This is a genomic window from Mycobacterium sp. (assembly GCF_036490025.1).
Taxonomy (GTDB): domain Bacteria; phylum Actinomycetota; class Actinomycetes; order Mycobacteriales; family Mycobacteriaceae; genus Mycobacterium.
The window spans coordinates 37757-60634 of sequence record NZ_DASXEP010000104.1 but is presented as its reverse complement, the minus strand read 5'-3'; the positions used below and the strand labels follow the sequence as shown (position 1 = coordinate 60634).

The 22878-nt window shown below is 66.5% G+C and carries 30 protein-coding genes and 1 pseudogene; 15 read left to right on the top strand and 16 right to left on the bottom strand.

The window, feature by feature from the left end; all coding sequences use genetic code 11:
- Positions 1-156: 156 nt before the first annotated feature.
- The 5 genes from VGG53_RS11815 to VGG53_RS11795 all read left to right on the top strand — a co-directional run bounded on the left by VGG53_RS11815 (position 157) and on the right by VGG53_RS11795 (position 3403).
- Positions 157-639: a LysM peptidoglycan-binding domain-containing protein gene (locus tag VGG53_RS11815; protein WP_331518241.1), complete on the top strand. Its 483-nt coding sequence runs from the start codon at positions 157-159 to the stop codon at positions 637-639.
- Positions 640-747: 108 nt separating this feature from the next.
- Positions 748-1212 carry a transcriptional regulator NrdR gene (nrdR, locus tag VGG53_RS11810; RefSeq protein ID WP_331518240.1) on the top strand — a complete coding sequence of 155 codons (465 nt, stop codon included), beginning with the start codon at positions 748-750 and terminating at the stop codon, positions 1210-1212.
- Positions 1213-1233: 21 nt separating this feature from the next.
- Positions 1234-2457: an FAD-dependent oxidoreductase gene (locus VGG53_RS11805; RefSeq protein WP_331518239.1), complete on the top strand. Its 1224-nt coding sequence runs from the start codon at positions 1234-1236 to the stop codon at positions 2455-2457.
- Positions 2458-2466: 9 nt separating this feature from the next.
- Positions 2467-2952 (top strand): peroxynitrite isomerase, encoded by a 486-nt coding sequence (locus tag VGG53_RS11800; protein WP_331518238.1) that lies wholly within the window; start codon positions 2467-2469, stop codon positions 2950-2952.
- A 37-nt stretch (positions 2953-2989) separates the two neighbouring features.
- Complete coding sequence (locus VGG53_RS11795; protein ID WP_331518237.1) at positions 2990-3403, top strand: DUF1330 domain-containing protein; 414 nt, start codon at positions 2990-2992, stop codon at positions 3401-3403.
- A 9-nt stretch (positions 3404-3412) separates the two neighbouring features.
- Here the strand turns inward: VGG53_RS11795 and VGG53_RS11790 are convergent, their stop codons facing one another.
- The 3 genes from VGG53_RS11790 to VGG53_RS11780 are packed head-to-tail and all read right to left on the bottom strand — an operon-like array spanning position 3413 to position 6177.
- Positions 3413-4099: a PhzF family phenazine biosynthesis protein gene (locus tag VGG53_RS11790; protein WP_331518236.1), complete on the bottom strand. Its 687-nt coding sequence runs from the start codon at positions 4097-4099 to the stop codon at positions 3413-3415.
- A gap of 34 nt (positions 4100-4133) precedes the next feature.
- On the bottom strand, positions 4134-5156 hold the full coding sequence (locus VGG53_RS11785; protein WP_331518235.1) for an alpha/beta hydrolase: 1023 nt from the start codon (positions 5154-5156) through the stop codon (positions 4134-4136).
- A 34-nt stretch (positions 5157-5190) separates the two neighbouring features.
- Positions 5191-6177 carry a PAC2 family protein gene (locus VGG53_RS11780; RefSeq protein ID WP_331518234.1) on the bottom strand — a complete coding sequence of 329 codons (987 nt, stop codon included), beginning with the start codon at positions 6175-6177 and terminating at the stop codon, positions 5191-5193.
- A 236-nt stretch (positions 6178-6413) separates the two neighbouring features.
- Here VGG53_RS11780 and VGG53_RS11775 point away from each other — a divergent pair, with 236 nt between their 5' ends.
- Together VGG53_RS11775 and VGG53_RS11770 are read left to right on the top strand one after the other, a co-directional pair.
- A complete protein-coding gene (locus VGG53_RS11775; RefSeq protein ID WP_331518233.1) occupies positions 6414-7190 on the top strand; it encodes a trypsin-like serine peptidase in 777 nt (258 codons plus the stop codon).
- Positions 7191-7304: 114 nt separating this feature from the next.
- Complete coding sequence (locus VGG53_RS11770; protein ID WP_331518232.1) at positions 7305-8363, top strand: DUF4192 domain-containing protein; 1059 nt, start codon at positions 7305-7307, stop codon at positions 8361-8363.
- Between the two features lie 10 nt (positions 8364-8373).
- On the opposite strand, the gene VGG53_RS11765 is transcribed toward VGG53_RS11770, so the two are convergent.
- The 3 genes and pseudogenes from VGG53_RS11765 to VGG53_RS11755 all read right to left on the bottom strand — a co-directional run.
- Positions 8374-9066, bottom strand: coding sequence for a metal-dependent transcriptional regulator (locus VGG53_RS11765; protein ID WP_331518231.1), 693 nt, complete (start codon positions 9064-9066; stop codon positions 8374-8376).
- A 121-nt stretch (positions 9067-9187) separates the two neighbouring features.
- Positions 9188-10177 (bottom strand): sigma-70 family RNA polymerase sigma factor SigB, encoded by a 990-nt coding sequence (gene sigB, locus VGG53_RS11760; RefSeq protein ID WP_331518230.1) that lies wholly within the window; start codon positions 10175-10177, stop codon positions 9188-9190.
- A gap of 137 nt (positions 10178-10314) precedes the next feature.
- A pseudogene (locus VGG53_RS11755) lies at positions 10315-10700 on the bottom strand (DUF3099 domain-containing protein); the annotation flags it as partial.
- Between the two features lie 61 nt (positions 10701-10761).
- On the opposite strand from VGG53_RS11755, the gene VGG53_RS11750 reads away from it, so the two are divergent.
- Positions 10762-11001, top strand: coding sequence for a DUF3039 domain-containing protein (locus VGG53_RS11750; RefSeq protein ID WP_331518228.1), 240 nt, complete (start codon positions 10762-10764; stop codon positions 10999-11001).
- Here VGG53_RS11750 and VGG53_RS11745 read toward each other — a convergent pair.
- Positions 10988-11977, bottom strand: a complete 990-nt coding sequence (locus VGG53_RS11745) for a YihY/virulence factor BrkB family protein (protein WP_331518227.1) — start codon at positions 11975-11977, stop codon at positions 10988-10990. The genes VGG53_RS11750 and VGG53_RS11745 overlap by 14 nt on opposite strands.
- A 62-nt stretch (positions 11978-12039) precedes the next feature.
- The gene (locus VGG53_RS11740) at positions 12040-12237 is read right to left on the bottom strand and encodes a DUF7455 domain-containing protein (protein ID WP_331518226.1); all 198 of its coding nucleotides are present in this window, start codon (positions 12235-12237) and stop codon (positions 12040-12042) included.
- Positions 12238-12361: 124 nt separating this feature from the next.
- Here VGG53_RS11740 and VGG53_RS11735 point away from each other — a divergent pair, with 124 nt between their 5' ends.
- Positions 12362-12730, top strand: coding sequence for a DUF952 domain-containing protein (locus tag VGG53_RS11735; RefSeq protein ID WP_331518225.1), 369 nt, complete (start codon positions 12362-12364; stop codon positions 12728-12730).
- Here the strand turns inward: VGG53_RS11735 and VGG53_RS11730 are convergent.
- The 3 genes from VGG53_RS11730 to ppgK form a co-directional block, all read right to left on the bottom strand.
- On the bottom strand, positions 12676-13092 hold the full coding sequence (locus tag VGG53_RS11730) for a RidA family protein (protein ID WP_331518224.1): 417 nt from the start codon (positions 13090-13092) through the stop codon (positions 12676-12678). The two genes, VGG53_RS11735 and VGG53_RS11730, sit on opposite strands and share 55 nt — an antisense overlap.
- 81 nt (positions 13093-13173) lie before the next feature.
- Positions 13174-14715 (bottom strand): RNA polymerase sigma factor, encoded by a 1542-nt coding sequence (locus tag VGG53_RS11725; RefSeq protein WP_331518252.1) that lies wholly within the window; start codon positions 14713-14715, stop codon positions 13174-13176.
- A gap of 133 nt (positions 14716-14848) precedes the next feature.
- On the bottom strand, positions 14849-15655 hold the full coding sequence (ppgK, locus tag VGG53_RS11720) for a polyphosphate--glucose phosphotransferase (RefSeq protein WP_331518223.1): 807 nt from the start codon (positions 15653-15655) through the stop codon (positions 14849-14851).
- 100 nt (positions 15656-15755) lie between these two features.
- Here ppgK and VGG53_RS11715 point away from each other — a divergent pair, with 100 nt between their 5' ends.
- Positions 15756-16631: an inositol monophosphatase family protein gene (locus VGG53_RS11715; protein ID WP_331518222.1), complete on the top strand. Its 876-nt coding sequence runs from the start codon at positions 15756-15758 to the stop codon at positions 16629-16631.
- Between the two features lie 20 nt (positions 16632-16651).
- On the opposite strand, the gene cei is transcribed toward VGG53_RS11715, so the two are convergent.
- Positions 16652-17302, bottom strand: coding sequence for an envelope integrity protein Cei (cei, locus tag VGG53_RS11710; RefSeq protein WP_331518221.1), 651 nt, complete (start codon positions 17300-17302; stop codon positions 16652-16654).
- Positions 17303-17488: 186 nt separating this feature from the next.
- Between cei and VGG53_RS11705 the strand changes: the two genes are divergently transcribed.
- Positions 17489-17791, top strand: a complete 303-nt coding sequence (locus VGG53_RS11705; RefSeq protein WP_045382353.1) for a DUF4193 domain-containing protein — start codon at positions 17489-17491, stop codon at positions 17789-17791.
- A 24-nt stretch (positions 17792-17815) separates the two neighbouring features.
- Here VGG53_RS11705 and VGG53_RS11700 read toward each other — a convergent pair whose 3' ends face one another.
- A complete protein-coding gene (locus VGG53_RS11700) occupies positions 17816-18292 on the bottom strand; it encodes a DUF3093 domain-containing protein (RefSeq protein ID WP_331518220.1) in 477 nt (158 codons plus the stop codon).
- A 25-nt stretch (positions 18293-18317) separates the two neighbouring features.
- Here VGG53_RS11700 and dut point away from each other — a divergent pair, with 25 nt between their 5' ends.
- Both dut and VGG53_RS11690 read left to right on the top strand, forming a co-directional pair.
- Positions 18318-18782, top strand: coding sequence for a dUTP diphosphatase (gene dut, locus VGG53_RS11695; protein ID WP_331518219.1), 465 nt, complete (start codon positions 18318-18320; stop codon positions 18780-18782).
- Complete coding sequence (locus tag VGG53_RS11690) at positions 18782-19603, top strand: DUF3710 domain-containing protein (RefSeq protein ID WP_331518218.1); 822 nt, start codon at positions 18782-18784, stop codon at positions 19601-19603. Before dut ends, VGG53_RS11690 begins: the two co-directional genes overlap by 1 nt.
- Before the next feature lies 1 nt (position 19604).
- On the opposite strand, the gene VGG53_RS11685 is transcribed toward VGG53_RS11690, so the two are convergent.
- Positions 19605-20303: an alpha/beta hydrolase gene (locus VGG53_RS11685; RefSeq protein ID WP_331518217.1), complete on the bottom strand. Its 699-nt coding sequence runs from the start codon at positions 20301-20303 to the stop codon at positions 19605-19607.
- 123 nt (positions 20304-20426) lie between these two features.
- Here VGG53_RS11685 and VGG53_RS11680 point away from each other — a divergent pair, with 123 nt between their 5' ends.
- Positions 20427-20795 (top strand): OB-fold nucleic acid binding domain-containing protein, encoded by a 369-nt coding sequence (locus VGG53_RS11680; protein WP_331518216.1) that lies wholly within the window; start codon positions 20427-20429, stop codon positions 20793-20795.
- Positions 20796-20898: 103 nt separating this feature from the next.
- Positions 20899-21531, top strand: coding sequence for a DUF3159 domain-containing protein (locus VGG53_RS11675; protein ID WP_331518250.1), 633 nt, complete (start codon positions 20899-20901; stop codon positions 21529-21531).
- On the opposite strand, the gene VGG53_RS11670 is transcribed toward VGG53_RS11675, so the two are convergent.
- Together VGG53_RS11670 and VGG53_RS11665 are read right to left on the bottom strand one after the other, a co-directional pair.
- Positions 21482-22144 (bottom strand): TrkA family potassium uptake protein, encoded by a 663-nt coding sequence (locus VGG53_RS11670; protein WP_331518215.1) that lies wholly within the window; start codon positions 22142-22144, stop codon positions 21482-21484. The genes VGG53_RS11675 and VGG53_RS11670 overlap by 50 nt on opposite strands.
- 61 nt (positions 22145-22205) lie before the next feature.
- Positions 22206-22874 (bottom strand): TrkA family potassium uptake protein, encoded by a 669-nt coding sequence (locus tag VGG53_RS11665; protein WP_331518214.1) that lies wholly within the window; start codon positions 22872-22874, stop codon positions 22206-22208.
- Positions 22875-22878: the final 4 nt, after the last annotated feature.

Here is a 22878-nt window from a genome sequence, read left to right as displayed (position 1 = left end):
GCATTCCTGCCCGTCGGGCAGCCGCCGAACTTGTCGGTGTCGGGCTCTATCGTCTCCAGCGTGTGCAACAGTTCGATCACATGTTCGGGTTTCGAACGTATTATCGATTACTCTTCGAACAAGTGATCGACCACAAAGCCGACTGGAGGAACGCCCATGATGCCCACCGAGACGATCTCGCCTCGCACACCGGTTCGAGTTCGGCCGGTCCAGCTGCGTCCAGCTGACCGTTCTGACGGGCCCGGGCGCAGGGGGCCTCGGCCATCCAGGCCGGTCGCCGCGCAACCTCGTTACCGGGGCACCGGAGTGTTGATGTCGACTGCGCCGCACCGGCCGCGCCCGATCACCCCGGCGGCCACGGTCGCGCTTTCTCTGGTGGCGGCGGCGATCACTGTATGGCTCGGATTCGTAGCCCACTTCGGCGGCATGCTGCATGTCGGCCCCGACAAGGCGGCAGTTCAGATGCCTGACCGGCTCGCCGTGGTGCGGGTCGAGCCGGGGGAGACGCTGCAGCGACTGGCCGCGCGGGTGGCACCGGACGCGCCGAGCGGCCAGGTCGCCGCGCGCATCCGCGAGCTCAACGAGCTTGACTCGTCGGCGGTGACCGCGGGCCAGACACTGATCGCACCGGTCGGCTGAGCCGTTTACCAGGCGCGACATCAGCCGACGCTAGGCCCATGGCCGCGCGCGCAGGTAGGCTCATGGGGGTTTGGGACACCCAGAAGTCAGCGCGGCGAAGGAGCGGCCATGCACTGTCCGTTCTGTCGGCATCCCGATTCCCGAGTTGTTGACTCCCGCGAGACTGATGAGGGGCAGGCCATCCGGCGGCGGCGGTCGTGCCCGGAGTGTGGCCGCCGATTCACCACCGTGGAGACCGCGGTGCTGGCTGTCGTCAAGCGCAGCGGCGTGACGGAGCCCTTCAGCCGCGAGAAGGTGATCAGCGGTGTGCGCCGGGCCTGTCAGAACCGTCAGGTTGATGACGACGCGCTGAACCTACTGGCCCAGCAGGTCGAGGACGTCGTGCGAGCCGGCGGGTCGGCGGAGATTCCCAGTAACGAAGTCGGTCTTGCGATCCTGGGCCCACTGCGAGAGCTCGACGAAGTCGCCTATCTGCGATTCGCGTCGGTGTACCGGTCTTTCGAGTCTGCAGAGGATTTCGAGCGCGAGATCAAGGACCTGCGTGCCCACCGCGAGGTGCCCGCTTCCGGTTGACCGGCGCCGTAATGTCGGGGCATGACGCAAGTTCTGCAAACCCAGGTGTGTGTTGTCGGCGGCGGTCCCGCGGGCATGGTGCACGCTCTGCTGCTGGCCCGTGCCGGGATCAAGGTTGTCGTGTTGGAGAAGCACAACGACTTTCTGCGCGACTTCCGCGGCGACACTGTACATCCGAGCACTTTGCGGATCATGGACGAACTGGGGTTCATCGAGGAGTTCCTGCGTCTACCGCACACCAAAGTCACGCGCCTGGCTTTCGACACCGATGGCACACTGCGGACTTTCGGAAACTTCAGCGCCCTCTCGCGGCTCGGTTTCAAAGAGCCCTATATCGCGCTGATGCCGCAATGGGACTTCCTGGACTTCCTCGTCGAAAAGGCCAGCGCCTATCCGGAATTCACCTTGGTCCGTAACGCCGAGGTGACCGATCTGATCTTCGACGGAGATCGCGTGGTCGGTGTGCGCACCCCGGAACTGGACGTGCACTCCGAGCTTGTGATCGGCGCCGACGGGCGCAAATCCGCGGTGCGCGCCGCAGCGGGATTGGAGATCGGCAGCACGAATTCGCCAATCGACGTCCTGTGGTTTCGGCTGAACTGGCGTCCCGGCGACCCGCAAGAACTCGTCGGGGTGGTCCGTAAGGGTCTGATGATGGCCATGATCTACCGCAGCGACTACTGGCAAATTGCCTATGTCATGCCGAAGGGTGAAAACCTGCGAGACGGATCGCTGCAGGCGTTCAAAGAGCGGCTGGTCTCGGTGCGACCGCAATTGGCTGAACACGTCAATGACTTGCACTCGTGGGACGAGACCAGCCAGCTCGATGTGCGGGTGGATCGGCTCAAAACCTGGTGGCGCAACGGCCTGCTGTGTATCGGCGATGCCGCGCATGCGATGTCGCCGGTCGGTGGGGTCGGCATCAATCTCGCTGTCGCCGATGCGGTGGCCGCGGCCAACATCCTCTGTGGCCCGTTGCGTGAAAACCGGCTGACCGAAGCCGATCTCGCCAAGGTGCAACGTCGCCGCGAGCTTCCGACCAGGATCATCCAGGCCGGTCAAGTATTCATTCAAAACAACGCGATCGAACCGAACCTGGCCGGTGACCTGTCGCCGATCCGAGTTCCGAAGATCGTCGGCCGGGGGCCGTTGCAGTTCATCCCGCCGATCATCGTCGGACGGGGGCTTCGTCCGGAGCATGTCCGCACGCCCGACGTGCACGCGGCGTCGTACGCATCCGATTAGGCTGACCGAATGCCGCCCGACCTGCATCCCAACCTGCAAGCCCTGGCGCCCCTGCTCGGTACCTGGCAAGGCCGCGGGTCCGGCGAATATCCCACGATCGAGCCGTTCGACTACCTGGAGGAAATCGCGTTTTCCCATGTGGGCAAACCGTTTTTGGCTTACCGCCAGAAAACCACGGCTGCCACCGACGGGGCGCCGTTGCACGCCGAGACGGGCTATCTTCGCGTACCGGGACCCGGTCAGGTCGAGCTCGTGCTGGCACACCCGAGCGGCATCACCGAAATCGAGGTCGGCACGTACCGGGCCGACGGTGCCACGATCGAGATCGAGATGGCGGCAACCCAGATCGGTCTGACCCCGACCGCAAAAGAGGTGGCCTCGCTTGGCCGGCGCTTCCGGCTCGACGGCGACGAGCTCTGCTATTCCCTGCAGATGGGCGCTGTCGGGCAACCCATGCAGCACCATCTCGCCGCGGTGCTGCACCGCAAGTGCTGAAGGTCGGTGCTTCGCCCGAACATCAGGAGGCAAGAGCGTGGATGTTGTAAACCATGTCTACCCAACGGGTTCCCGCGTCGAAGCATTGATGGCCGACGCCTCCGGCCGTCCGGTGGTGATGCTCAACCTGCTCAAGTTCCGCCCGAAGGCGGCTTACCATGACGGGCGCACCAGCGACTTGACCGGTCGCCAAGCCTACGACCTGTACGCCGCGGCGATGCAGGAAGTCATCGAAGAAAGCGGCGGTCGGGTGCTGTTCGGTGGCGATGTCGCGTCGTTGGTGATCGGCGAGGTCGACGACATCTGGGACTCCTGCGTGCTAGTCGAATATCCTTCTGCCGCAGCATTTGCCGCGATCGTGACATCCCCGGCAGTCACGGAGATCGGCGTCCATCGTGCCGCTGGGCTCGAGGGCCAGTTGCTGATCCGCCTGACGCGGTGGCCGCGGTAGCAGGACGCCTCAGTCCACGTTCCGCACGCCGTCGTTGACCACGCGACCGGCAACCCGAACCCAACCCTGCGGGCTCCAGGTTGTCTCGATCACCGATCCTTTGCCTTGGGTGATGTGCAAGTCGCGGCTGAGGTAGTCGGTTATCCGCACGGCGGCCGATCCGGTCGCTTCGTCCTCCGGCACGCCCAGGTTCTCGCAGAACACCCGCGCCCGCAGTGCACCCGATGGCTCGTCGGCCCACGCCCACAGGTAGTGCGATACATCATCGGAAAAGTCGGTCGCGTCGGCGGCGGCGAGCTCGTCAAGACTTTCCAGGTCATGAATGGCGAACTCCGGTGCCCATTCCGAGCGAGCGCTGATGGTAGTGATGTCGTCGTCATAGCTCACCTGCACCACTCCGACCGGCACCTGCAGCGTATGGATGGGTCTACCGATGGATCGCAACCACCATGACGCCCCGACTGTCGGGTGCCCGGCGAACGGCAACTCGATCAGCGGGGTGTAGATGCGCGCAGCCGCAGTAGTGCCGCCGGCGGCCGGTATATCGATGAAAATCGTTTCGCTGTAACCTAATTCATCCGCGATACGTTGATGCTGATCCGGCTGCGCAGTTGCAGCGTCGACCACGCCGAGCGGATTGCCGAAGTTGCCGTCCGCGTCCGTGAAAACGCGCAACACCGTGACGTCGATGCTCATGGAATGGACTGTACGGCGCAACCCCGCGCACCGATCAGGTGGCGCTGCGCTCGTCGGAGCCCATGGCCTCCAGCACGGCCGCGCGGGTATCGACCGACCCGGAGACGGTCTGTGCACCGCCGCCGGTGCGGAGCAGTTCACGAAGAGCGGTCTGGTCGTACTGGGACGGCTCGGTGGTGTCGATGAAGCGCTCGACAACCTCGATGAACCGGTCGGGGTCGTCGTGGAACGGGAAATGCCCGGAGCGCTCGAAAATCTCCAATTGGGAGCCCGGCATCGCGGCGTGCGCCATTCGAGCATGGCTGACGGGAACCACCACGTCGTCAGTGCCCCAAATGATCTGCACTGGAACAGATTTCGTTAGATAACATCGATCCAGCATGGTGACGCTCTGGCCGCGCCAATCCACCACCGCCCGCAGCGTCCTGGTGAACGCCGCCGAGGCCATCGGCTCCGGCAGGTCGGCTAACACCCGCAGCACATCCGGCAGGTCGTGGCCCAACGCAGTCGAACCCAGCACCAGGCCGGCCGCGCGCCCGATGATCTGCAACGTCGGCAGCACCAACGGCAGCCGCAGCAGCGCCAGCGCCTCACTGCCCATCGGCAGTGAGGCCAGTCGCAACAGGACATTCACGTCTTTGGTAACCCCGCCGGCGCCGACCAAGACCAGCCGCTCGACCAGTTGCGGGAACTGGTAGGCGAACTGCATTGCCACGCCACCGCCGAGCGAATGACCGACCACGGTGGCTCGTTCGACGTCAAGAACAGACAACAGATCGCGCATCCCGTTGGCGTAGGCCGCAATCGAGTAATCGGCCCGCGGCTTGTCGGATTGCCCGTGGCCCAGCAGGTCGACCGCGATGACAGTGAACCGTTGTGCGAGTTTGGATTGGACGGTCGACCAAGTCGTCGAATTGTCGCCAATCCCGTGGATTAGCAACATCACCGGGCCGGAGCCGGCGATGCGGAACGCGCGCCGATACCCGTGCACCGTCCGAAAGTGCAGCTCTGGCGTCACCTCTCGCACCGGGCGAAGATTGGGCTTCCGCTGGGTCATACCGCCAACTTCGCTGTCGGGCCCGCGAGGGCGATCAGGTCGAATCGTCGTCGTCGAACTTCTTGTCTGCCTGCTGCGCGAGGAATCGCTCGAACTCCGCGCCGAGCTCGTCGCCGCTAGGCAGATCTTCATCCCGCGTCAGCAGTGACCGATTCTCCTGGGCGGCAATGAAGGTATCGTACTGTCGCTCCAGTGCAGCCACCACTTGAGCGACTTCGGAGCTGGCCTCGACCTGCTCATCGACCTTGACTTTGACCTCTGCTGCCGCCTCGGTCAGCGCATTCAGCGGCAGCTGCAGCGACCCCGTCTTGGCCAGCTGCTCCAACAGTGCCTGCGCGGCGGCAGGGTAGTCGGTCTGCGCCAGGTAATGCGGGACGTGAACGGTGAAGCCGACGACCTCATGTCCGTGCTGGGCCATCCGGTATTCCAACAGGTTCGACGCGCTACCGGGAACTTGCACCTCCGAAATCCACGGCGTGAAGTCGGCTATCAGCTCGCGGTTGTTGGAGTGGGCGGTCAACGTGACCGGCCGGGTGTGGGGAACCGCCATCGGGATGGTGCCCAGGCCGATGGTTTGCCGGACACCGAGACGCTCCGCCAGCAACCGCACGGCGGTGATGAAGCGCTCCCATTTCAAGTCCGGCTCCATGCCGGCCAGCAACAGGAAAGGGGTCCCGACACTGTCGTGCATGGCATGCAGGCTGAGCTCGGGATCGTCGTAATTGGTGAAGTGGTCGGTCTTGAACGTCATCAGCGGACGCCGCGACCGGTAGTCGAGCAACTCGTCGATCGCAAACGAGGCCACCAACTCGGTGTCCAGGATGTCTTTGAGGTGGCCGGTGGCCAGCCGGATCGCGTGGCCGGCGTCCGAAAAGCCTTCCAGTGCGTGAACCAGAACCGGGCCGCGCCCATCAGTCGACGCCAACTGTGGCGCCGGGAACTCGAGTTCGTACATCCCGTTCTGCTCGGGCTGGTAACGCTGACCCCGGTCGGGTGTGTCGGGGGGCTCGTTGTGGCCCATCGCTGTTGCCTCCTCGCCACGGTGCGGTTTGTGCCGCGCCGTGTCAGATAGTGTCCCTCAGATCGGCGAGCAACGGATACCGGACCCGCTTGTACTTCGCGCCGATACGCTGCAAAACACGGTCAGTACTGGCCGCATTCCAACCGGGGTACCCGCTTCGCGCAGCGCCGAATTCGGCGGGCCGACATCGCGCCCGTCATCGCCGGTGCCCACCGAATCGGGCATGATCGATACCGATGCGCATTTTGGCGGCGACGGTGGGCCTGGCCATGGTTTTGGCCGGCTGCGGACATCAAGCCCAATCTGCACCCGATACCAGCAAACCCGACAAGCCCGCCGCGAACCGGGTGATCGCGGGGCCCGTCGACCCGGACCCACGAGTGGGAGCGATCTTCCTCTCCGACGGTGATCTGCACGCCTGTACCGGCTCGGTGTTGCATTCGCCGACCGGAAATCTGGTGCTGACCGCCGCACACTGCCTGAACGGCGGGACCCCGGCACGGTTTGTTCCCGGCTTCGCCCGCAAAGCCGCCCCCGACGATTTTTGGACGGTGGACGCGCTGTATCTGGATCCGCGATGGCTGGCGAACAGGGACCCGCTGGCCGACTATGCGATCGTGCGGGTGAGCCGCCCGGCCGGCGGATCGGTCGAGGTCGTGGCCGGCCAGGCGCTGTCACTGGGCACCGCACCGGCGCGGGGGAGCCGGGTTACGGTGGTCGCCTATCCCGCCGGCGTCGGCGGCCTGCCCATCGGCTGTCAGGCCGGCACCGGACTCAGCGACGGCGGGTACCCCGAGCTACCGTGCGCGGGCCTGGTCGACGGCACCAGCGGCGCGCCCTGGATCAACGGCTCGACTGTCACCGGGGTGATCGGCGGGCTGCACGGCGGCGGCTGCGCGCAGAACCTGTCCTACTCTTCGCCGTTCGATGAGCACATCACTGAGCTCTTCGCGCGTGCGCAGGAAGGTGGTTCGGGCGACGCGCCGCCGAGTTCATTCGACGACGAGTGCTAGCTGGAACGTCGCGGGAGCAGGTGTTATCCCCAGCCGCGGGTTCATCCACAGCACGCCGGTCGCGCCAGGGCTGCCGCCGACGGGGTGACGGTGTCAGTTGCCAGCGTCGTCGCCATGACCAAGCAGCGACGCGACTTTGAACTGAACCGACCCGGCGCGGTGATCGCCGCGCTCCCGGCAGTGCTGGGCTTCGTGCCGGAAAAATCGTTGGTGTTGTTATCGATCGACGGCGGCGAACTCGGGTCGGTGATGCGAGTCGACCTGTCCGACGAGCTGGCCGACCAGATCGGGCATCTGGCGGAGGTTGCCGCGGCCGCCGGGCCCGAGGCGGCCATCGCGGTGATCGTCGACGCCGACGGCGCAGGCTGCCCGGTGTGTAACGAGCAATACCGCGACCTGTGCCTGACGCTGACCGGCGAACTGTCCCGGCACGACATCGCGCTGTGGGCGGTGCACGTCGTCGACCGGGTGGCCATGGGCGGACGCTGGCATTGCGTGGACCGGTGCGGCGCGGGCGGTGTCGTCGATGATCCGGGCTCGTCGCCGCTGGCGGTGGCGGCGGTGTTCGACGGGCGCCGGCTCTACGGGCGGCGCGCCGACCTGCAGGCGGTCATCGCGGTTCACGACCGAGCCCGCAGTGCGTCGCTGACCCCTCTGATCGCCGAACACGCTGCGACCCGCGACGAGGCGCACCGGGTGAGCCCGGCGGCCTGCGTCCGTCGCGATGTCGAGGACGCGATGGCTGCCGCCGCCCGGGTCGGCGACGGTCAGCCGCTCTCCGACACCCAGCTTGCCGGCCTGGCGTGCGCGCTGGCCGACGTAGAGGTACGAGACACGCTGTATGCCCTGGCAGTCGGTCACAGCGCCGGTGACGCCGAGGCGCTGTGGGCGTTGTTGTCGCGCAGTCTGCCCTCGCCGTGGCGTGCTGAGGCCTTGGTGTTGCTCGCGTTCAGTGCCTACGCCCGCGGCGACGGACCACTGGCCGGGGTATCGCTGGAGGCCGCGCTGCGTTGTGAACCGGGCCACCGGATGGCGGGCATGCTCGACACCGCTTTGCAGTCAGGCCTGCGGCCCGAGCACATTCGGGAGCTGGCGATCACCGGGTACCGGTTGGCCGAACGGCTAGGCGTGCGGCTGCCGCCGCGACGGGCGTTCCGCCGCCGGGCGGTGTGAATGGCCCGGTCTAAACCTTTTCGACCTTGACGGCGTGGGCCATTTCGTGCGGCAGGCTGACCTTCTCGTGGCCCGGGATCACGATCGTCACGCCACCTGCCGGGTTGGATTCGGCGGTCACGCGGGCGTTGGGAACAACGCCGGCGTCCTTGAGGCGGGTGATCAGGTCGATGTCGCCCTGCACGTGCTCGGTCAGCTGGCGCACCACGACCGCGACGGGCGGACCGGCCGGCAGTTCCGTCAACCGCACCAGGTTGCCCTCGTCGGCGCCGAACCCGTCACCGATGCCCAGATCGATGAGCCCAGGAATCGGGTTGCCGAACGGCGACGTGGTCGGGTTGTTGAGCACTTTCATGAGCCGGCGTTCGACGTCCTCACTCATGACGTGCTCCCAGCGACACGCCTCGGCGTGGACCTCTTCCCACGGCACACCGATGACGTCGACCAGCAGCCGCTCGGCCAGCCGGTGCTTGCGCATCACCGAGACCGCCAACGTCCGGCCTTTGTCGGTCAGCTCGAGATGGCGGTCACCGGCCACATGCAGCAGCCCGTCCCGCTCCATCCGCGATACGGTCTGGCTGACCGTGGGCCCGCTCTGGTCAAGCCGTTCGGCGATCCGGGCACGCAGCGGGGTTACGCCCTCTTCCTCGAGGTCGTAAATGGTCCGCAGGTACATCTCGGTGGTATCAACCAGGTCGTTCATTCCGCACCCTCCATCGCCGCCGAGTCTACTTGCCCAGCTGCGCGAATGGCTCGCTAACACTCCAGCGCAGCAGTATGCCCGCCACGGGCGTGGCGGGCATACATGTCGAGCGTGCGGCTTGTCAGCTTGCGTACGACCGCAGCCGGTCGGCTCGCTCGCCGTTGCGCAGCTTGGCCATCACCTCGCGCTCGATTTGGCGAACCCGTTCGCGGGACAGACCGAACAGCTTGCCGATCTGATCGAGCGTCCGGGGCTGTCCGTCGTCGAGCCCGAATCGCAGCCGGATCACCTGGTGCTCACGCTCGTCGAGCGTGGCGAGAACGCTGCGAATGTCGGTGTGCAGCAATTCGGCGATCACCGAGTTCTCCGCGGACATCGCTTCGGCGTCCTCGATGAAGTCACCCAGCGGCGCTTCCTCTTCGGATCCGACCGGCATGTCGAGGCTGACCGGATCGCGGCTGTGCTCGAGCAGGTCGTTGATCTTCTCCACGGGGATGCCCGATTCGGCAGCCAGCTCGTCGTCGGTGGCTTCGCGGCCGAGGCTCTGGTGCATCTCGCGCTTGATGCGCGCCAGCTTGTTCACCTGCTCGACCAGGTGAACCGGCAACCGGATGGTGCGGCTCTGGTCGGCCATGCCCCGGGTGATCGCCTGGCGGATCCACCACGTCGCGTAGGTGGAGAACTTGAATCCCTTTGCGTAGTCGAACTTTTCCATGGCGCGGATCAGCCCGAGGTTACCTTCCTGGATGAGGTCCAGCAGCGGCATCCCGCGGCCGGTGTAGCGCTTGGCCAGCGACACGACCAGCCGCAGGTTGGCTTCCAGCAGGTGACTTCGTGCGGCTTCGCCATCGCGGACAACGGCCGCCAGGTCGCGCTTGCGGTTCTCGCCGAGGCGCTTGCGGGTCTCCAGCAGATGCTTGGCGTACAGGCCGGCCTCGATGCGCTTCGCGAGCTCGACTTCGTCAGCCGCGTTGAGCAGGGCCGTTTTGCCGATCCCGTTCAGATACACCCGCACCAGGTCCGCGGCTGGGCTCTGAGCATCCAGGTCGCTATCTACCCGGCGTGCGGTGGGATTTGCCATGGCGGCCTCCTGATCGGCGTCAACTGTCATGGGGTACAACGACCCAACCGGGGTAGTAGTTCCCACCGGGTGGCCATCTCACACCCGCTGACGTGCGTGAATGTCCGCCCGCCCTGAGAATGTGCTGAGAACCCCCTGCAGCGCCGGGCTATTCGGAACCGGCGCCCGCCGTGAAAGGCGATTCCGGTTGCGGCGCTGAGCGACTACGACCCTCGATTGCGGGTCGTTCGGCCGTCGGGAAGAGCGGGGTCCGCCGCACGGACTCATCGAATCGTCGTGGTTCCTCGGCGCGCCGGGGCGGACGGTCGTTGGCGATCAGCACCGCAATCCAGGGCAACGGGATTGACGCGGCGATGATCGCCAGTGAGATAAGACCGTTGTGCCACAGGCCGTATGCGACGGCGGCCAGCAGCAGCGCCGGAATACGAAACGACATGATCGTCAGATATTTCCGCACGCGCTGACGGTGTTGGACTTCGTACGCGGGTGCGGCGGCGGTGATGAGGATCGGTCGGCCATCGTCGTCGAAACCCAGCTCTTGGCTGCGCCTCATTTCTCCACTGTTGCACAAATTGGCACACGGCGGGGTGCGCAGTTCCGGCACAATATGTGCCATGGAGACCCAGACGATCGAACGCACCGACACCGACGAACGCGTCGACGACGGGACCGACAGTGACACCCCGAAGTTCTTCCACTACGTCAAGAAGAACAAGATCGCCGAAAGCGCGGTGATGGGCACGCATGTTGTGGCGCTGTGCGGCGAGGTGTTTCCGGTGACGAAGTCGGCGAAGCCCGGCTCGCCGGTGTGCCCGGACTGCAAGCGGATCTACGAGTCGCTCAAGAGGAGCTGACCGGATCGGTGCGCGCGGAGGACGGTTCCTCATCGTCCGTTGCCACACCGGCGTCGTCGACGACCTCCTGGGCGCGCTTGACCAGCCACCGCCGCAGCCGGTGGGCGTGCGTGCGCGGTGCCGGCCACTCCTCCTGGATGGCGGCGTTGAACTCCGCGCCCAACATGATCGAAAAACCCGCAAAGAACGCGAACAACAGAAACGCGATCGGGGTGGCCAGTGCGCCGTAGGTGTAGCCGGTACCGGTGATGTAGCGCAGGTAGATGCGCAGCCCCAATGTGGCGATGACGAATGCCACGCTCGCCAGTGCCGCACCGAATACCAGCCGGTGCGTCGGCAACGGTTCCGGCAGGGCCACGCGGTACAGGACGACCACGGTGGCGATCAGTCCGGTGAGCAACGCCGGGTAGTACCCGTAAGCCAGCACGTCCTGCAAACCGTCGGGAATCAACTCGGCGAGCTTGCGCGGCCCGCGCACCATCAGCGGGGCGGTGACGATGACGAAGAGCAGCATCACCACATACAGTCCGAGCGCGAACAGTCGCTGACGCACCGGATGCCGCAGCGGGGTCTGATCGTGCGCCTCGACGACCGAATCGACAAAGGCAGAGATTGCCGACGACCCGGCCCATAGTGAAATGAGAAAGCCCAGCGACACCACTTCTCCGCGGGCGCCGCGATCGATGTCGTGGATGGTCGGCTCGATGATCTCGTGAACGACGCTTGGCGAGAACACCTTGTTCGACATCGACACCAGACGTTGCTCGATCACCGACATCGTGTCGGGCCCGAACAGCGGCGCCACGTAGGCGAGGCTGCCCAACATTCCCAGCAGCAGTGGTGGCAGTGACAACGCCGACCAGAATGCGGCCTGCGCGGACTCCGAAAAAATCGAGTCGTCCCAGCTTTTCGACAACGCCCGCCGGGCGATGCGCCAGATGTGATGTCGCGAAGGTTTGACTGGGTGGTAGGTCATGACCCGTTCAGGATTCCTGACGAAGGCATCTACCGCCAGGATTGCAGGTGGCGAGTTGCGTCTTAAGCCTCGACCACGTCGCCGCTGATTTCCAGCACAGCGGACAACTCGATCAGCTTCGCCTCATGCTCGTTGGCGTGGTGCTGGCAGAACAGCAGCTCTGCGCCGGAGGGCAGCTTGGCGCGGACCCGTGCAGCAGCGCTGCATCGATCGCACCGATCAGCCCGGGTTAACTCTGGACTGGTCAACGTCGCATTCATGGCTACTCCGTTCTGCCTTCTCCACTGTCTCAGATGACAACGCGTTTGACCGTCTTCACCGGGTGTTTACCCGCTGTGTCGTTTCTCACGCCTGCCCCTTTGGCGCTCCGGGCAGGATGGCCGTATGAGCCGTCACGCGCCGGTGCTGGTACACCTGTGTTCCACCGCTGAGTGGTCGGTTGCCCGGATCCGTGGCGACCTACGACCCGAGTCGCTTGCCAGCGTCGGCTTCGTCCACTTGTCGACGCCCGAGCAAGTGCATCTGCCTGCCAACCGCCTCTATCGCGGCCGCCACGACCTGGTTTTGCTGCATATCGATCCGACCCGTCTGGACTCACCCATTCGTTGGGAACTAGGTGTAGCAACTGATCCGGAGTCGATGCTGTTCCCGCATCTGTACGGAGCCTTGCCCGTTGACGCTGTGATCAATATCACCAGCTACCGGCCGACCGCTGATGGTGCTTTCCCGGCGATCGGATCGGCCGGCGAGTAAGCGTCGACTTCGACCTCCACCAACAGCTCCGGGGCGATGAGCGCCGCCACTTCGACCATGGTGGCCGCAGGGCGGATCTGGCCGAATACGTCGGCATGCACCGCCGCGACCTCGCGCCACCGAGAAATGTCGGTCACGTAGATGCGGGTACGGACCACATCGCTCAGCACCGCGCCCGCCTCGTTGAGGGCAATTTCGATGCGACGCAATGCTTCTCGTGTCTGCGCGCCGATGTCGCCGACGGGTCCGGGACCGGTCGTCCCGGCCACGGCGACGTGTGGCCCGACGCGCACCGCGCGCGAGTAACCCACGGTTGACTCGAAGTCGGATCCGGACGAGACGAGGATGCGGCTGGTTGACATGCCGTCAACCTAGGACAGTTGTTTCTCCGGCGCAGCTGGATTAATTGCGCGACAAGTCTTTTAGCGACCGTTGAACGGTCGCTAGTCGAGGTAGTCGCGCAGCACCTGAGAACGGCTGGGGTGACGCAATTTCGACATCGTCTTCGACTCGATCTGGCGAATGCGCTCACGGGTGACCCCGTACACCTGGCCGATTTCGTCGAGGGTGCGAGGCTGGCCGTCGGTGAGGCCGAAGCGCAGCCGCACGACGCCGGCCTCACGCTCGGACAGCGTCTCCAGCACCGACTGCAACTGGTCTTGCAGCAAAGTGAACGACACCGCGTCGACGGCCACCACCGCTTCGCTGTCTTCGATGAAGTCGCCGAGCTGGCTGTCGCCCTCGTCGCCGATGGTCTGGTCCAGCGAGATCGGCTCCCGGGCGTATTGCTGGATCTCCAGCACCTTCTCCGGGGTGATGTCCATTTCCTTGGCCAGCTCTTCGGGCGTGGGCTCGCGGCCCAGGTCCTGCAGCAGCTCACGCTGAATACGGCCCAGCTTGTTGATCACCTCGACCATGTGCACCGGGATGCGGATGGTGCGGGCCTGATCGGCCATGGCGCGGGTGATCGCCTGGCGGATCCACCAGGTTGCATACGTCGAGAACTTGTAACCCTTTGTGTAGTCGAACTTTTCGACTGCACGGATCAAGCCGAGGTTGCCCTCCTGGATCAGGTCGAGAAACGCCATGCCGCGGCCGGTGTAACGCTTGGCCAGCGAGACCACCAGTCGCAGGTTGGCTTCCAGCAGATGGTTTTTCGCGCGGTCGCCGTCACGGCAGATCCACACCATGTCGCGGCGCTGGGCGGCGGGCAGCTTTTCGCCGCGGTCGGTCAGCTCCGTCATCAGCTGGGTCGCGTAGAGGCCGGCTTCGATCCGCTTGGCCAACTCGACTTCCTCTTCGGCGTTGAGCAGCGCCACCTTGCCGATCTGCTTGAGGTACGCCCGGACCGAGTCCGCGGACGCCGTCAACTCGGCATCCTTACGGGCCTGCCGCAGAGCTTCCGACTCGTCCTCATCCCAGACGAAATCGCCTGAGGCCTTGTCCTTTTCGCTCGGCTCGACAATCTCTTCGTCGTCGGCTGATTCCGCGCCGGCGGCTTTGGCCGGCTTCTTCGGGGACGCTTCGCCGGTCGCGGCCGGCTCGGTGTCGTCGGCCGGGTCGACCTCGAGATCTTCGAGGTTCAGGTCTTCTGCGTCGAGTTCGATCTCGTCGTCGGGTCCGGCTTCGAGTTCGGCGTCGCTGTCCAGGTCCCCGATCTGTTCGTCGGCCGTCGTGGCCTCGGCGTCCGCGGCGCCTTTGGAGGTCGCTTTCTTCGGGCGACCACGGGCCGGTGCCGACTTGGCCGCCGCGCCCTTGGTGGCGGCGCGGGTTTTGGTTGCGGTGGCGGCTTTGGCGGCCTTTGCCGGCGCTTTGGCTGTCTTGGTGGCTGAGCCATTGGCGGCCTTGGCCGGCGAACGCTTTGCCGCGGTAGCGGCGGGGGATTTGGCTGCGGTGCGCTTCACCGGCTCATCGGTTGCCGGTCGTGCCTTGGTCGCTGCCACGTAAACCCCTTCGGTAGAACTCACTTCCGGTGCTCTAGGCATGCTCATCCGGAAAATGTCGGCTATGTCGGATGTTGGCGTCGATTACCAGGTTGGATATTCGCCGCTATCGGTTGGGCGGCTGCCGGTGACCATTGTAACGACAGCATGGCAATACTCCCGCCAGAGCACGCAATCAGTGCGTCACGTCGCGCGTCGCCGCCATCGCCGCTCCGACGATTCCGGCGGTGTTCTGCAAGGCAGCGGCAACGACCGGGGTCCGGTTTTTCAGCAGCGGCACCCATTTGTCGGCTTTGCGGCTGATTCCGCCGCCGGCGATGAACAACTCAGGCGACATCGCGTTCTCGATGGCGACCAGTACCTTCGTCACCTGCTTGGCCCACTTTTTGTAGCTCCAGCCGCGCCGGTCTCTGACCGAGGACGCGGCGCGGTGTTCGGCCTCTTTCCCCCCGACTTCGAGATGTCCGAACTCGGTGTTGGGCAGCAATATCCCATTGTGAATGACCGCCGAGCCGATTCCGGTCCCGAATGTGAGCAGCACCACCACACCGGTGGCGTCTTTGCCGGCGCCGTAGCATTCCTCGGCCAATCCGGCCGCGTCGGCGTCATTCAGAACGACGACCCGCTGACCGTGCAGTTCCGCGCTGATGATGTCGCACGCATTGGTGCCGATCCACTTTTTGTCGACGTTGGCGGCGGTCCGGACGATGCCGTGCGTGACGACGCCCGGATAGGTCACACCGAGCGGGCCGGTCCACCCGAACTCGCTCACGACCGCGGCGATCGTCTTGGCCACCGCCGACGGGGTGGCTGGGTGGGGTGTCAGCAACTTGACCCGGTCGCCGATCAGCTGACCGGTGTCGAGGTCGACGATGCCGCCCTTGATTCCGCTTCCGCCGACGTCGATGCCGAAACCGCGGCGTGGCGGCGTCGTGGTCCCGCCGCCCGCGGACGACGTGCTGGTCGAGTCGGCACTGGTCATCGAATCTCCTCGGCGAGACGTAAGTGTCGACCAAACCCTAATGCGTAGCTGTTACCCCCGGCGTTGCGGAACCCGGAGACACCTGTGATGCGATGAGTCGGTGAGCACACCTGAGAACCAACCGGCGCAGCTGCAGGAGGTGGCCGAGACGCTGGCCGGCGAAGCGGCCGAGTTCGTCCGGCGCCGCCGTGGCGAGGTCTTCGGCGCCGACGCGGGCGCCGGCGGCGATGCCGCGGTGCAGACAAAGACGACCCCGACCGACCCGGTCACCGTCGTGGACACCGAAACCGAACGGCTGCTGCGTGATCGGTTGGCGCAACTGCGATCCGGCGACGCCGTTCTCGGCGAGGAGATCGGTGGCCCCACCGATCCGGCGGGCACCGGCGCCGGCACCGTGACGTGGGTGCTGGACCCCATTGATGGCACGGTGAACTTCGTCTACGGGATTCCGTCGTACGCGGTGTCGGTGGCGGCGCAGATCGACGGTGTCTCGGTGGCCGGCGCGGTCGCCGATGTCGTCGGCCGACGGCTGTACTCGGCCGCGGCCGGACTGGGTGCGCAGGTGACCGACGCCGAGGGCACCCGCCGGCTGCGGTGCAGCGCCGTCGATGACTTGTCGCTGGCGTTGGTGGGCACCGGATTCGCCTACTCCAGGCAACGCCGCATCGTCCAGGCGGAGCTGGTGTCGAAAATCCTTCCGGTGGTCCGCGATGTGCGCCGGATCGGCTCTGCGGCACTGGATTTGTGCATGGTCGCGGCCGGGCGACTCGACGCCTACTACGAGCACGGTCTACACGTGTGGGACTGCGCGGCCGGGGCGCTCATCGCCGCCGAGGCCGGCGCCCGCGTGCTGCTGCCCGAGCCGGGGGACCCGCAGCAGACTGCGGCCCTGGTGGTCGCCGCGGCACCCGGGATCGCCGACCAGTTGCACACGGCACTAAGGCAATTCGACGGCCTGGCCCCGATTCCGGGCTGACCGGACAGCGGCTGCCGCGATCAGCAGGTGCCGGCGTGGATCTTCGCCAGCAACGCGGAATCGGACGGCTCGGTGGCGCCCGGGCGTAGTCCGGCGAGCACCGCGGCGATGTCATCGCTGTGTGCCAGCGCACCGAACTCGGTGCCGAGCACCAGGTCGACCGAGTCGTCGCTGCGGTCGTCGCGGTACAGCTCGGCGCACGGCGCCACCAGCCACACCGCCGCCGCGCCGGCCTGCCCGGCCTCGCCGAAACGGATCTGCCCCTGGCAGTTCAGCCGGGTGTGGTCATAGACGGGGTCGTTGGCTGCGGCCGGCTGCGCGAATCCCAGGTCCCGCAAGGCGCCGGCGACGTCGGCGGCCTGACCGCCCCGCCCGCTGGCGTTGAGGACGCGGACTTTGGCATCGGGCAGCTTCGCCGGTGCGACGTTGACCATCGTGCTGCGCGACACCGCGGTACCCAGGCGGGGCTGGCCTGGATCGGTCGGCTCGGGCGGCGGGTTGCACACCGTTGCCTCGTGGACTTCGGGCGGACGGGTCAACGCGATCGTCCACACCACCGCGCTGGCCACCAGCAGCACCACGAGCAGGGCGATCGCGGGCCGGGCGTTGCGACGACGGAACGGGCGCCCGTGCTTGTCGAACGCGGTGCCTTCCGTGATTTGCGCGACCACGGTGGCACTCTAAGGCACTCCGAAGGCCGATGTTTAGCGCGAGGTAGCGCGGCTAAATCGCGGATGTGACGTAAATCACAGTTGAACTCGGTGTCATACGGGCACGAATCGTTTGGTGGATGCGTTCGACGCTGGTACAAAGCTTTGCTTGCGGGGTTTCCCTGCAGGGTTACGAGGGGACAGATGATGGCTACCGATTACGACGCCCCACGGCGTACCGAAACCGACGACGTTTCAGAGGATTCCCTCGAGGAACTCAAGGCACGGCGAAACGAAGCGGCGTCGGCGGTGGTTGATGTCGACGAGTCGGAGTCCGCCGAGTCGTTTGAGCTGCCGGGCGCCGACTTGTCCGGCGAAGAGCTGTCCGTGCGGGTGGTGCCCAAGCAGGCCGACGAATTCACCTGCTCGAGCTGCTTTCTCGTGCAGCACCGCAGCCGGCTGGCCAGTGAGAAGAATGGCGTGATGATCTGTACGGACTGCGCGGCCTGATTCCGATGGTCGGGACGTCTCCGACTAACTGCGCAACGCCGACAACACCCGCTGCGGGTGGCGGGAGCTCACCAGCCAGTACGGCGTCGGGTCGTCGGCGTCATCCAGCACGACGAGCACCATCGGGCCGACCCAGCCCCGGTGCACGACGTATGCCGCCGGGTCGAGCTGTCGTCCCAGTGCCGCCGACTTGGCGGAGCGGGGAATGTCGGCGGACCGGGCGATCACGGTGACCGGCAGATGCGCCTCGCCGGCCCACAGTTCGACTCCGGCGTCACCGGCGGTGATCCGGATCTCGATGCGGCCTAGCCACAGCAATGCTCCGGTGGCTACCACGAACAGCGCGGCGAACGGTAGCCAGCGCGGCAGGCCTGGCACGCCCATGTTGACTTCGACCGCGATGAGCGCCGCCAGCGCGAAACCCAGTGGCCACCACCACCACGGCACCCACAAACGTTCGCGATACCGCGCGCTTTGCGGCGTGACTGGCGTCCCTGACACGCGGTCAAGGGTAATCTGTGCCCCCGTGTCGACCAGTCTGGCGGTTGTTCGTCTCGACCCCGGGCTTCCGCTGCCCGCCCGGGCCCATCACGGTGATGCCGGCGTGGATCTCTACAGCGCCGAAGACGTCGAGCTCGCGCCCGGGCACCGGGCGCTGGTGCGGACGGGGATCGCGGTGGCGATCCCGGTCGGGATGGTGGGGTTGGTGCACCCGCGGTCCGGATTGGCTGCGCGAGTAGGGCTTTCGATCGTCAACAGCCCTGGCACGATCGATGCGGGTTACCGTGGTGAGATCAAGGTCTCGTTGATCAACCTCGACCCCTCGGTGCCGATTGTCGTCAACCGTGGAGACCGGATCGCCCAGTTGCTGGTGCAGCGCGTCGAGTTGGTCGACCTGGTCGAGGTGTCCTCGTTCGACGAGGCTGGATTGACCGATACCACCCGTGGCGCCGGCGGCCACGGCTCCTCCGGCGGACATGCGAGTCTGTAATGGCATTCGGTAGGCGTAAACCCGCAGAGCAATCAGTCGACGAGCCGGAATCCGTGGGCGCACATCGAGAAAAGGAAGCGTCCGTCGTGAATCCGGTTGCCGACGAGCTCGATGGCCCGTTCGACATCGAGGATTTCGACGACTCCGCGGCCGCCGCGGCAGGCCGCCTCGACCTCGGCTCGGTGCTGCTGCCGCTGCCCCCGTCCGCCCAGCTGCAGGTTGAGCTGACCGAGACCGGCGTGCCCAGCGCGGTGTGGGTGGTGACGGCCAACGGCCGCTTCACCATTGCCGCGTACGCCGCACCCAAGACCGGCGGCCTGTGGCGCGAGGTGGCCGGCGAACTGGCCGAGTCGCTGCGCAAGGACGGGGCTGCGGTGCGCATCGAGGATGGTCGCTGGGGTCGTGAGGTGGTCGGCACCGCGACCGGCGTAGTGCGGTTCATCGGGGTCGACGGCTACCGCTGGATGATCCGCTGTGTGGTGAATGCATCAGCGGAGTCCGTCGATGCGTTGACTGATGAAGCGCGGAATGCGTTGCTGGACACGGTGATTCAGCGTGGTGACACTCCTCTTCCAGTGCGCACACCGCTGCCGGTGCAGCTGCCCGAGCCGATGGCTTCACAGCTGCGTGAGGCTGCGGCCGCCCAGGGCGCGGCCGGAGGGCAGGGGGTCGTCGCGCCGCCGACCGGTGACGTCGCCGGCGAGGCCGGCGAGGACCTAGTCGGCGAAGACGTCGCGGGCGAAGAAGGCACTCCGACGCCGACCGAGCGCCGCAGTGCCTCCGGGTCGGCGATGCAGCAGCTGCGCGGCACCGGCGGCTAGTTCAGGAAGCGTCGAGCGCCGCCAGACAGGCGGCACCGAGCGCGGCCGGGTCTACGCCGATTTGGTCCAGGGTTACCGTGCGTAGCGCTGCCTGCGGAGCGGCGTCCGCCCATTGACGCCCGACGTCGAGCGGGTGGATCGGGTCGTCGCTGGCCGCGGCGACGCCCATCGGCGCCGTCAGTCGTTGCAGCTGCGCGTGAGTCGGGGCGACGTAGCCGGCCGCCGCCTCCATGGCGTCGGGCAGATGCGGCCACTGGCTCCGCCACGACCGGGTCAGCTCCTCGGCCAGCCACGGCGGACTGGACGCGCGCATCTGTGCCGTCGTCGCGTCCAGGCCGTCCTCGCGCAGCTGTCGAGCGCAGTGCCGCGCCGCGGTCGCGGCCGGCGAGCTGTCGGGTGCACCAGTCCAGGGCGGCAGCGCGGCCAACACCGCGACGGTGCGCTCGGGATGGCTCAGCGCCCACGCCACGGCCACCGCGGCGCCGATCGACACGCCGCCGACCACGATCGGGCCGCCACGCGCGGCGTCGTCCAAGTGGTGCAGATAGCCGTCGATCAAGCGGTCGGGTTGCGATCGCGGCGCCAGCAACCGGGCGCCGGCGTCGCGCAGTGGCCTGGCAAACGCCCGACTGACGTAGTCGTCGTCGGACCCCGTTCCCGGCAGCATCACGGCGGTCGCCCCGCGCAGGTCGATAATCACTCCTCGATACTGCCCCGGCGCCGCGTGGCATTGGGGAACCATTGCGTCTACGGTGTCCGTTGGGATAAGAGGACCGGCGTTACCGGTCCGGTGCGAACCAAGTGCGGATGCTCAGGAGAGGTCATGGCGGCGGAAGGTTATCTGCGCCGGCTGACTCGTCGGTTGACGGAGGACCCCGAGCAGCGTGATGCCGAGAAGCTGTGCGACGAGGCGGTGACCACCGGCGCGCAGCGGGCGATCGACTGCCGGCGCGGCGAAGAGGTCACTGTGGTCGGAACACTGCGCAGTGTGGAATGCAACGGAAAGGGTTGCGCCGACGGCGTTCGCGCGGAACTCTTCGACGGCACCGACACCATTGAGCTGGTCTGGTTGGGGCAGCGCAAGATTCCCGGGATCGAGTCGGGCCGAACGCTGCGGGTGCAGGGCCGACTGGGCAAGCTGGAAAACGGCACCAAAGCGATTTACAACCCGCACTACGAAATTCAGCGGTGAGGCGCGCTCGGTGAACCGTGCGACAGACGCCGGCGACAGGGCTGACGCCGTCGAGGGCGAAGTGGATTCAGTCGATACCAGACGCACCCCGGCCGACCGGGTGATGGAACAACTGGGCGGCGTTGCGGGGATCATCTACTCCTCGGCGCCGGTGCTGGTGTTCGTGGGCACCTCGCGGCTGATGGGCCTGGCCGCGGCGGCCGGCGCCGCCCTCGGGATCGCCACGCTGATCCTGCTGTGGCGGCTGGTCCGACGCGAATCGGTGCAGCCGGCGGTGTCCGGGCTCATCGGCGTCGCCGTCTGTGTGCTGATCGCCTACCTGCTAGGGGAGTCCAAGGGCTATTTCCTGCTAGGCATCTGGACGTCGTTGCTGTGGGCGGCGGTGTTCGGGGTGTCGATGCTGATCCGACGGCCCGTCGTCGGCTACCTCTGGAGCTGGCTGCACGGCCACGACCGAGAATGGCGCAACGTGCGTCGCGCGGTCTACGCCTTCGACGTCGCCACGCTCACCTGGGTGCTGGTGTTCGGCGCCCGTTTCGTGGTGCAGCGGGTGCTCTATGACACCAATCACACGGGGTGGCTGGTGGCGGCACGGATCGGGATGGGCTGGCCGCTGGCCGCGGCGGCGGCCCTGGTGACTTTCCTGGCGATCAGGGTGGCTCAGCGCGCCGTGCAGAACGCCTCGGTCACTGTGGCGGCAGTAGCAGCCGGTGCAGCTCCTCTTCCGCCTCGGTGACTGCGACGAACAACAGCTCGTCGCCACCTTCGAGCGGCTCGTCGCCCTGCGGCACGATCACCCGGGGCCCACGCAGAATCGTCACCAGCGCAACGTCCCGGGGCAGCTGCAGCTTTCGCACCGGCTTGCCGCCCCACCGGGTGTTGTCGGGCAGCGTGATCTCCACCAGGTTGGCCTGACCTTTACGGAACTCCATCAGCCGGACCAGGTCCCCGACGGCGACCGCCTCTTCGATCAACGAGCACAGCATCCGTGGGGTGGACACCGCCACATCGACGCCCCAGGCGTCGGTGAACAGCCACTCGTTGCGGGGGTCGTTGACGCGGGCCACCACCCGCGGCACCGCGAATTCGGTCTTGGCCAGCAGGCTGAGCACCACGTTGGCCTTGTCGTCGCCGGTGGCCGCCACCACGACGTCGAATTCCTGCAGTTGCAGCGACTCCAGCACGCTCACCTCGCAGGCGTCCCCGAGCCGCCAGTGCGCGGCCGGGATGGCGTCGACGTCGATGTGTTCGGGGTTGCGCTCGATCAGCGTCACGTCGTGTTCGTTGCCGACCAACTCGCGGGCCACCGAGCGGCCGACCGCGCCGGCACCTGCGACGGCGACTCTCATCTGGGGCCCCCGCTGGCCCCTGCGACGCAGGCGTCGCAGCCAAGCCCGTCGTCGGCGCGTTTCATTCGAGGTCCTCACTGGGAGGCAACGCCGCGATGGCCACTGCCTCGGCTGCGCGCCCGGATATGGCGGCGATGTAGACCTGATCGCCGGCCTGAATGACCGTCTTGGGTTCGGGCAGCACACCGGTGCCGAATCGGATCAGGAATGCCACCCGGGCGCCGGTGGCCGTCTCCAGCTGGGTGGCCGGGCGGCCCACCCAGTCCTCGTGCAACGCCACTTCGACCACGGCGACGGTCCCGGTGGGGTCGCGCCACTTGGTGGTCTCAGTCTCCCTGGTGAGTGCGTTGAGCAGCCGGTCCGTCGTCCACGGCACGGTGGCAATCGTGGGAATGCCGAGACGTTCGTACACCTCGGCGCGTTTGGCGTCGTAGATCCGCGCGACGACCCGCCGCACGCCGAACGTTTCCCGGGCCAGCCGGGCCGAGATGATGTTGGAGTTGTCGCCGGATGACACCGCCGCGAACGCCTCGGCTTCCTCGATACCGGCTCTGAGCAGCACATCCCGATCGAATCCCAAGCCGAGCACGCGTTCACCGGCGAACTCGGGGCTCAGCCGGCTGAACGCGGTGCTGTCACTGTCGATGACTGCGACGTCGTGGCCGATCCGGGACAGTCCGTCCGCGACCGACGAGCCCACCCGACCGCACCCCATCACAACCACACGCACTTGC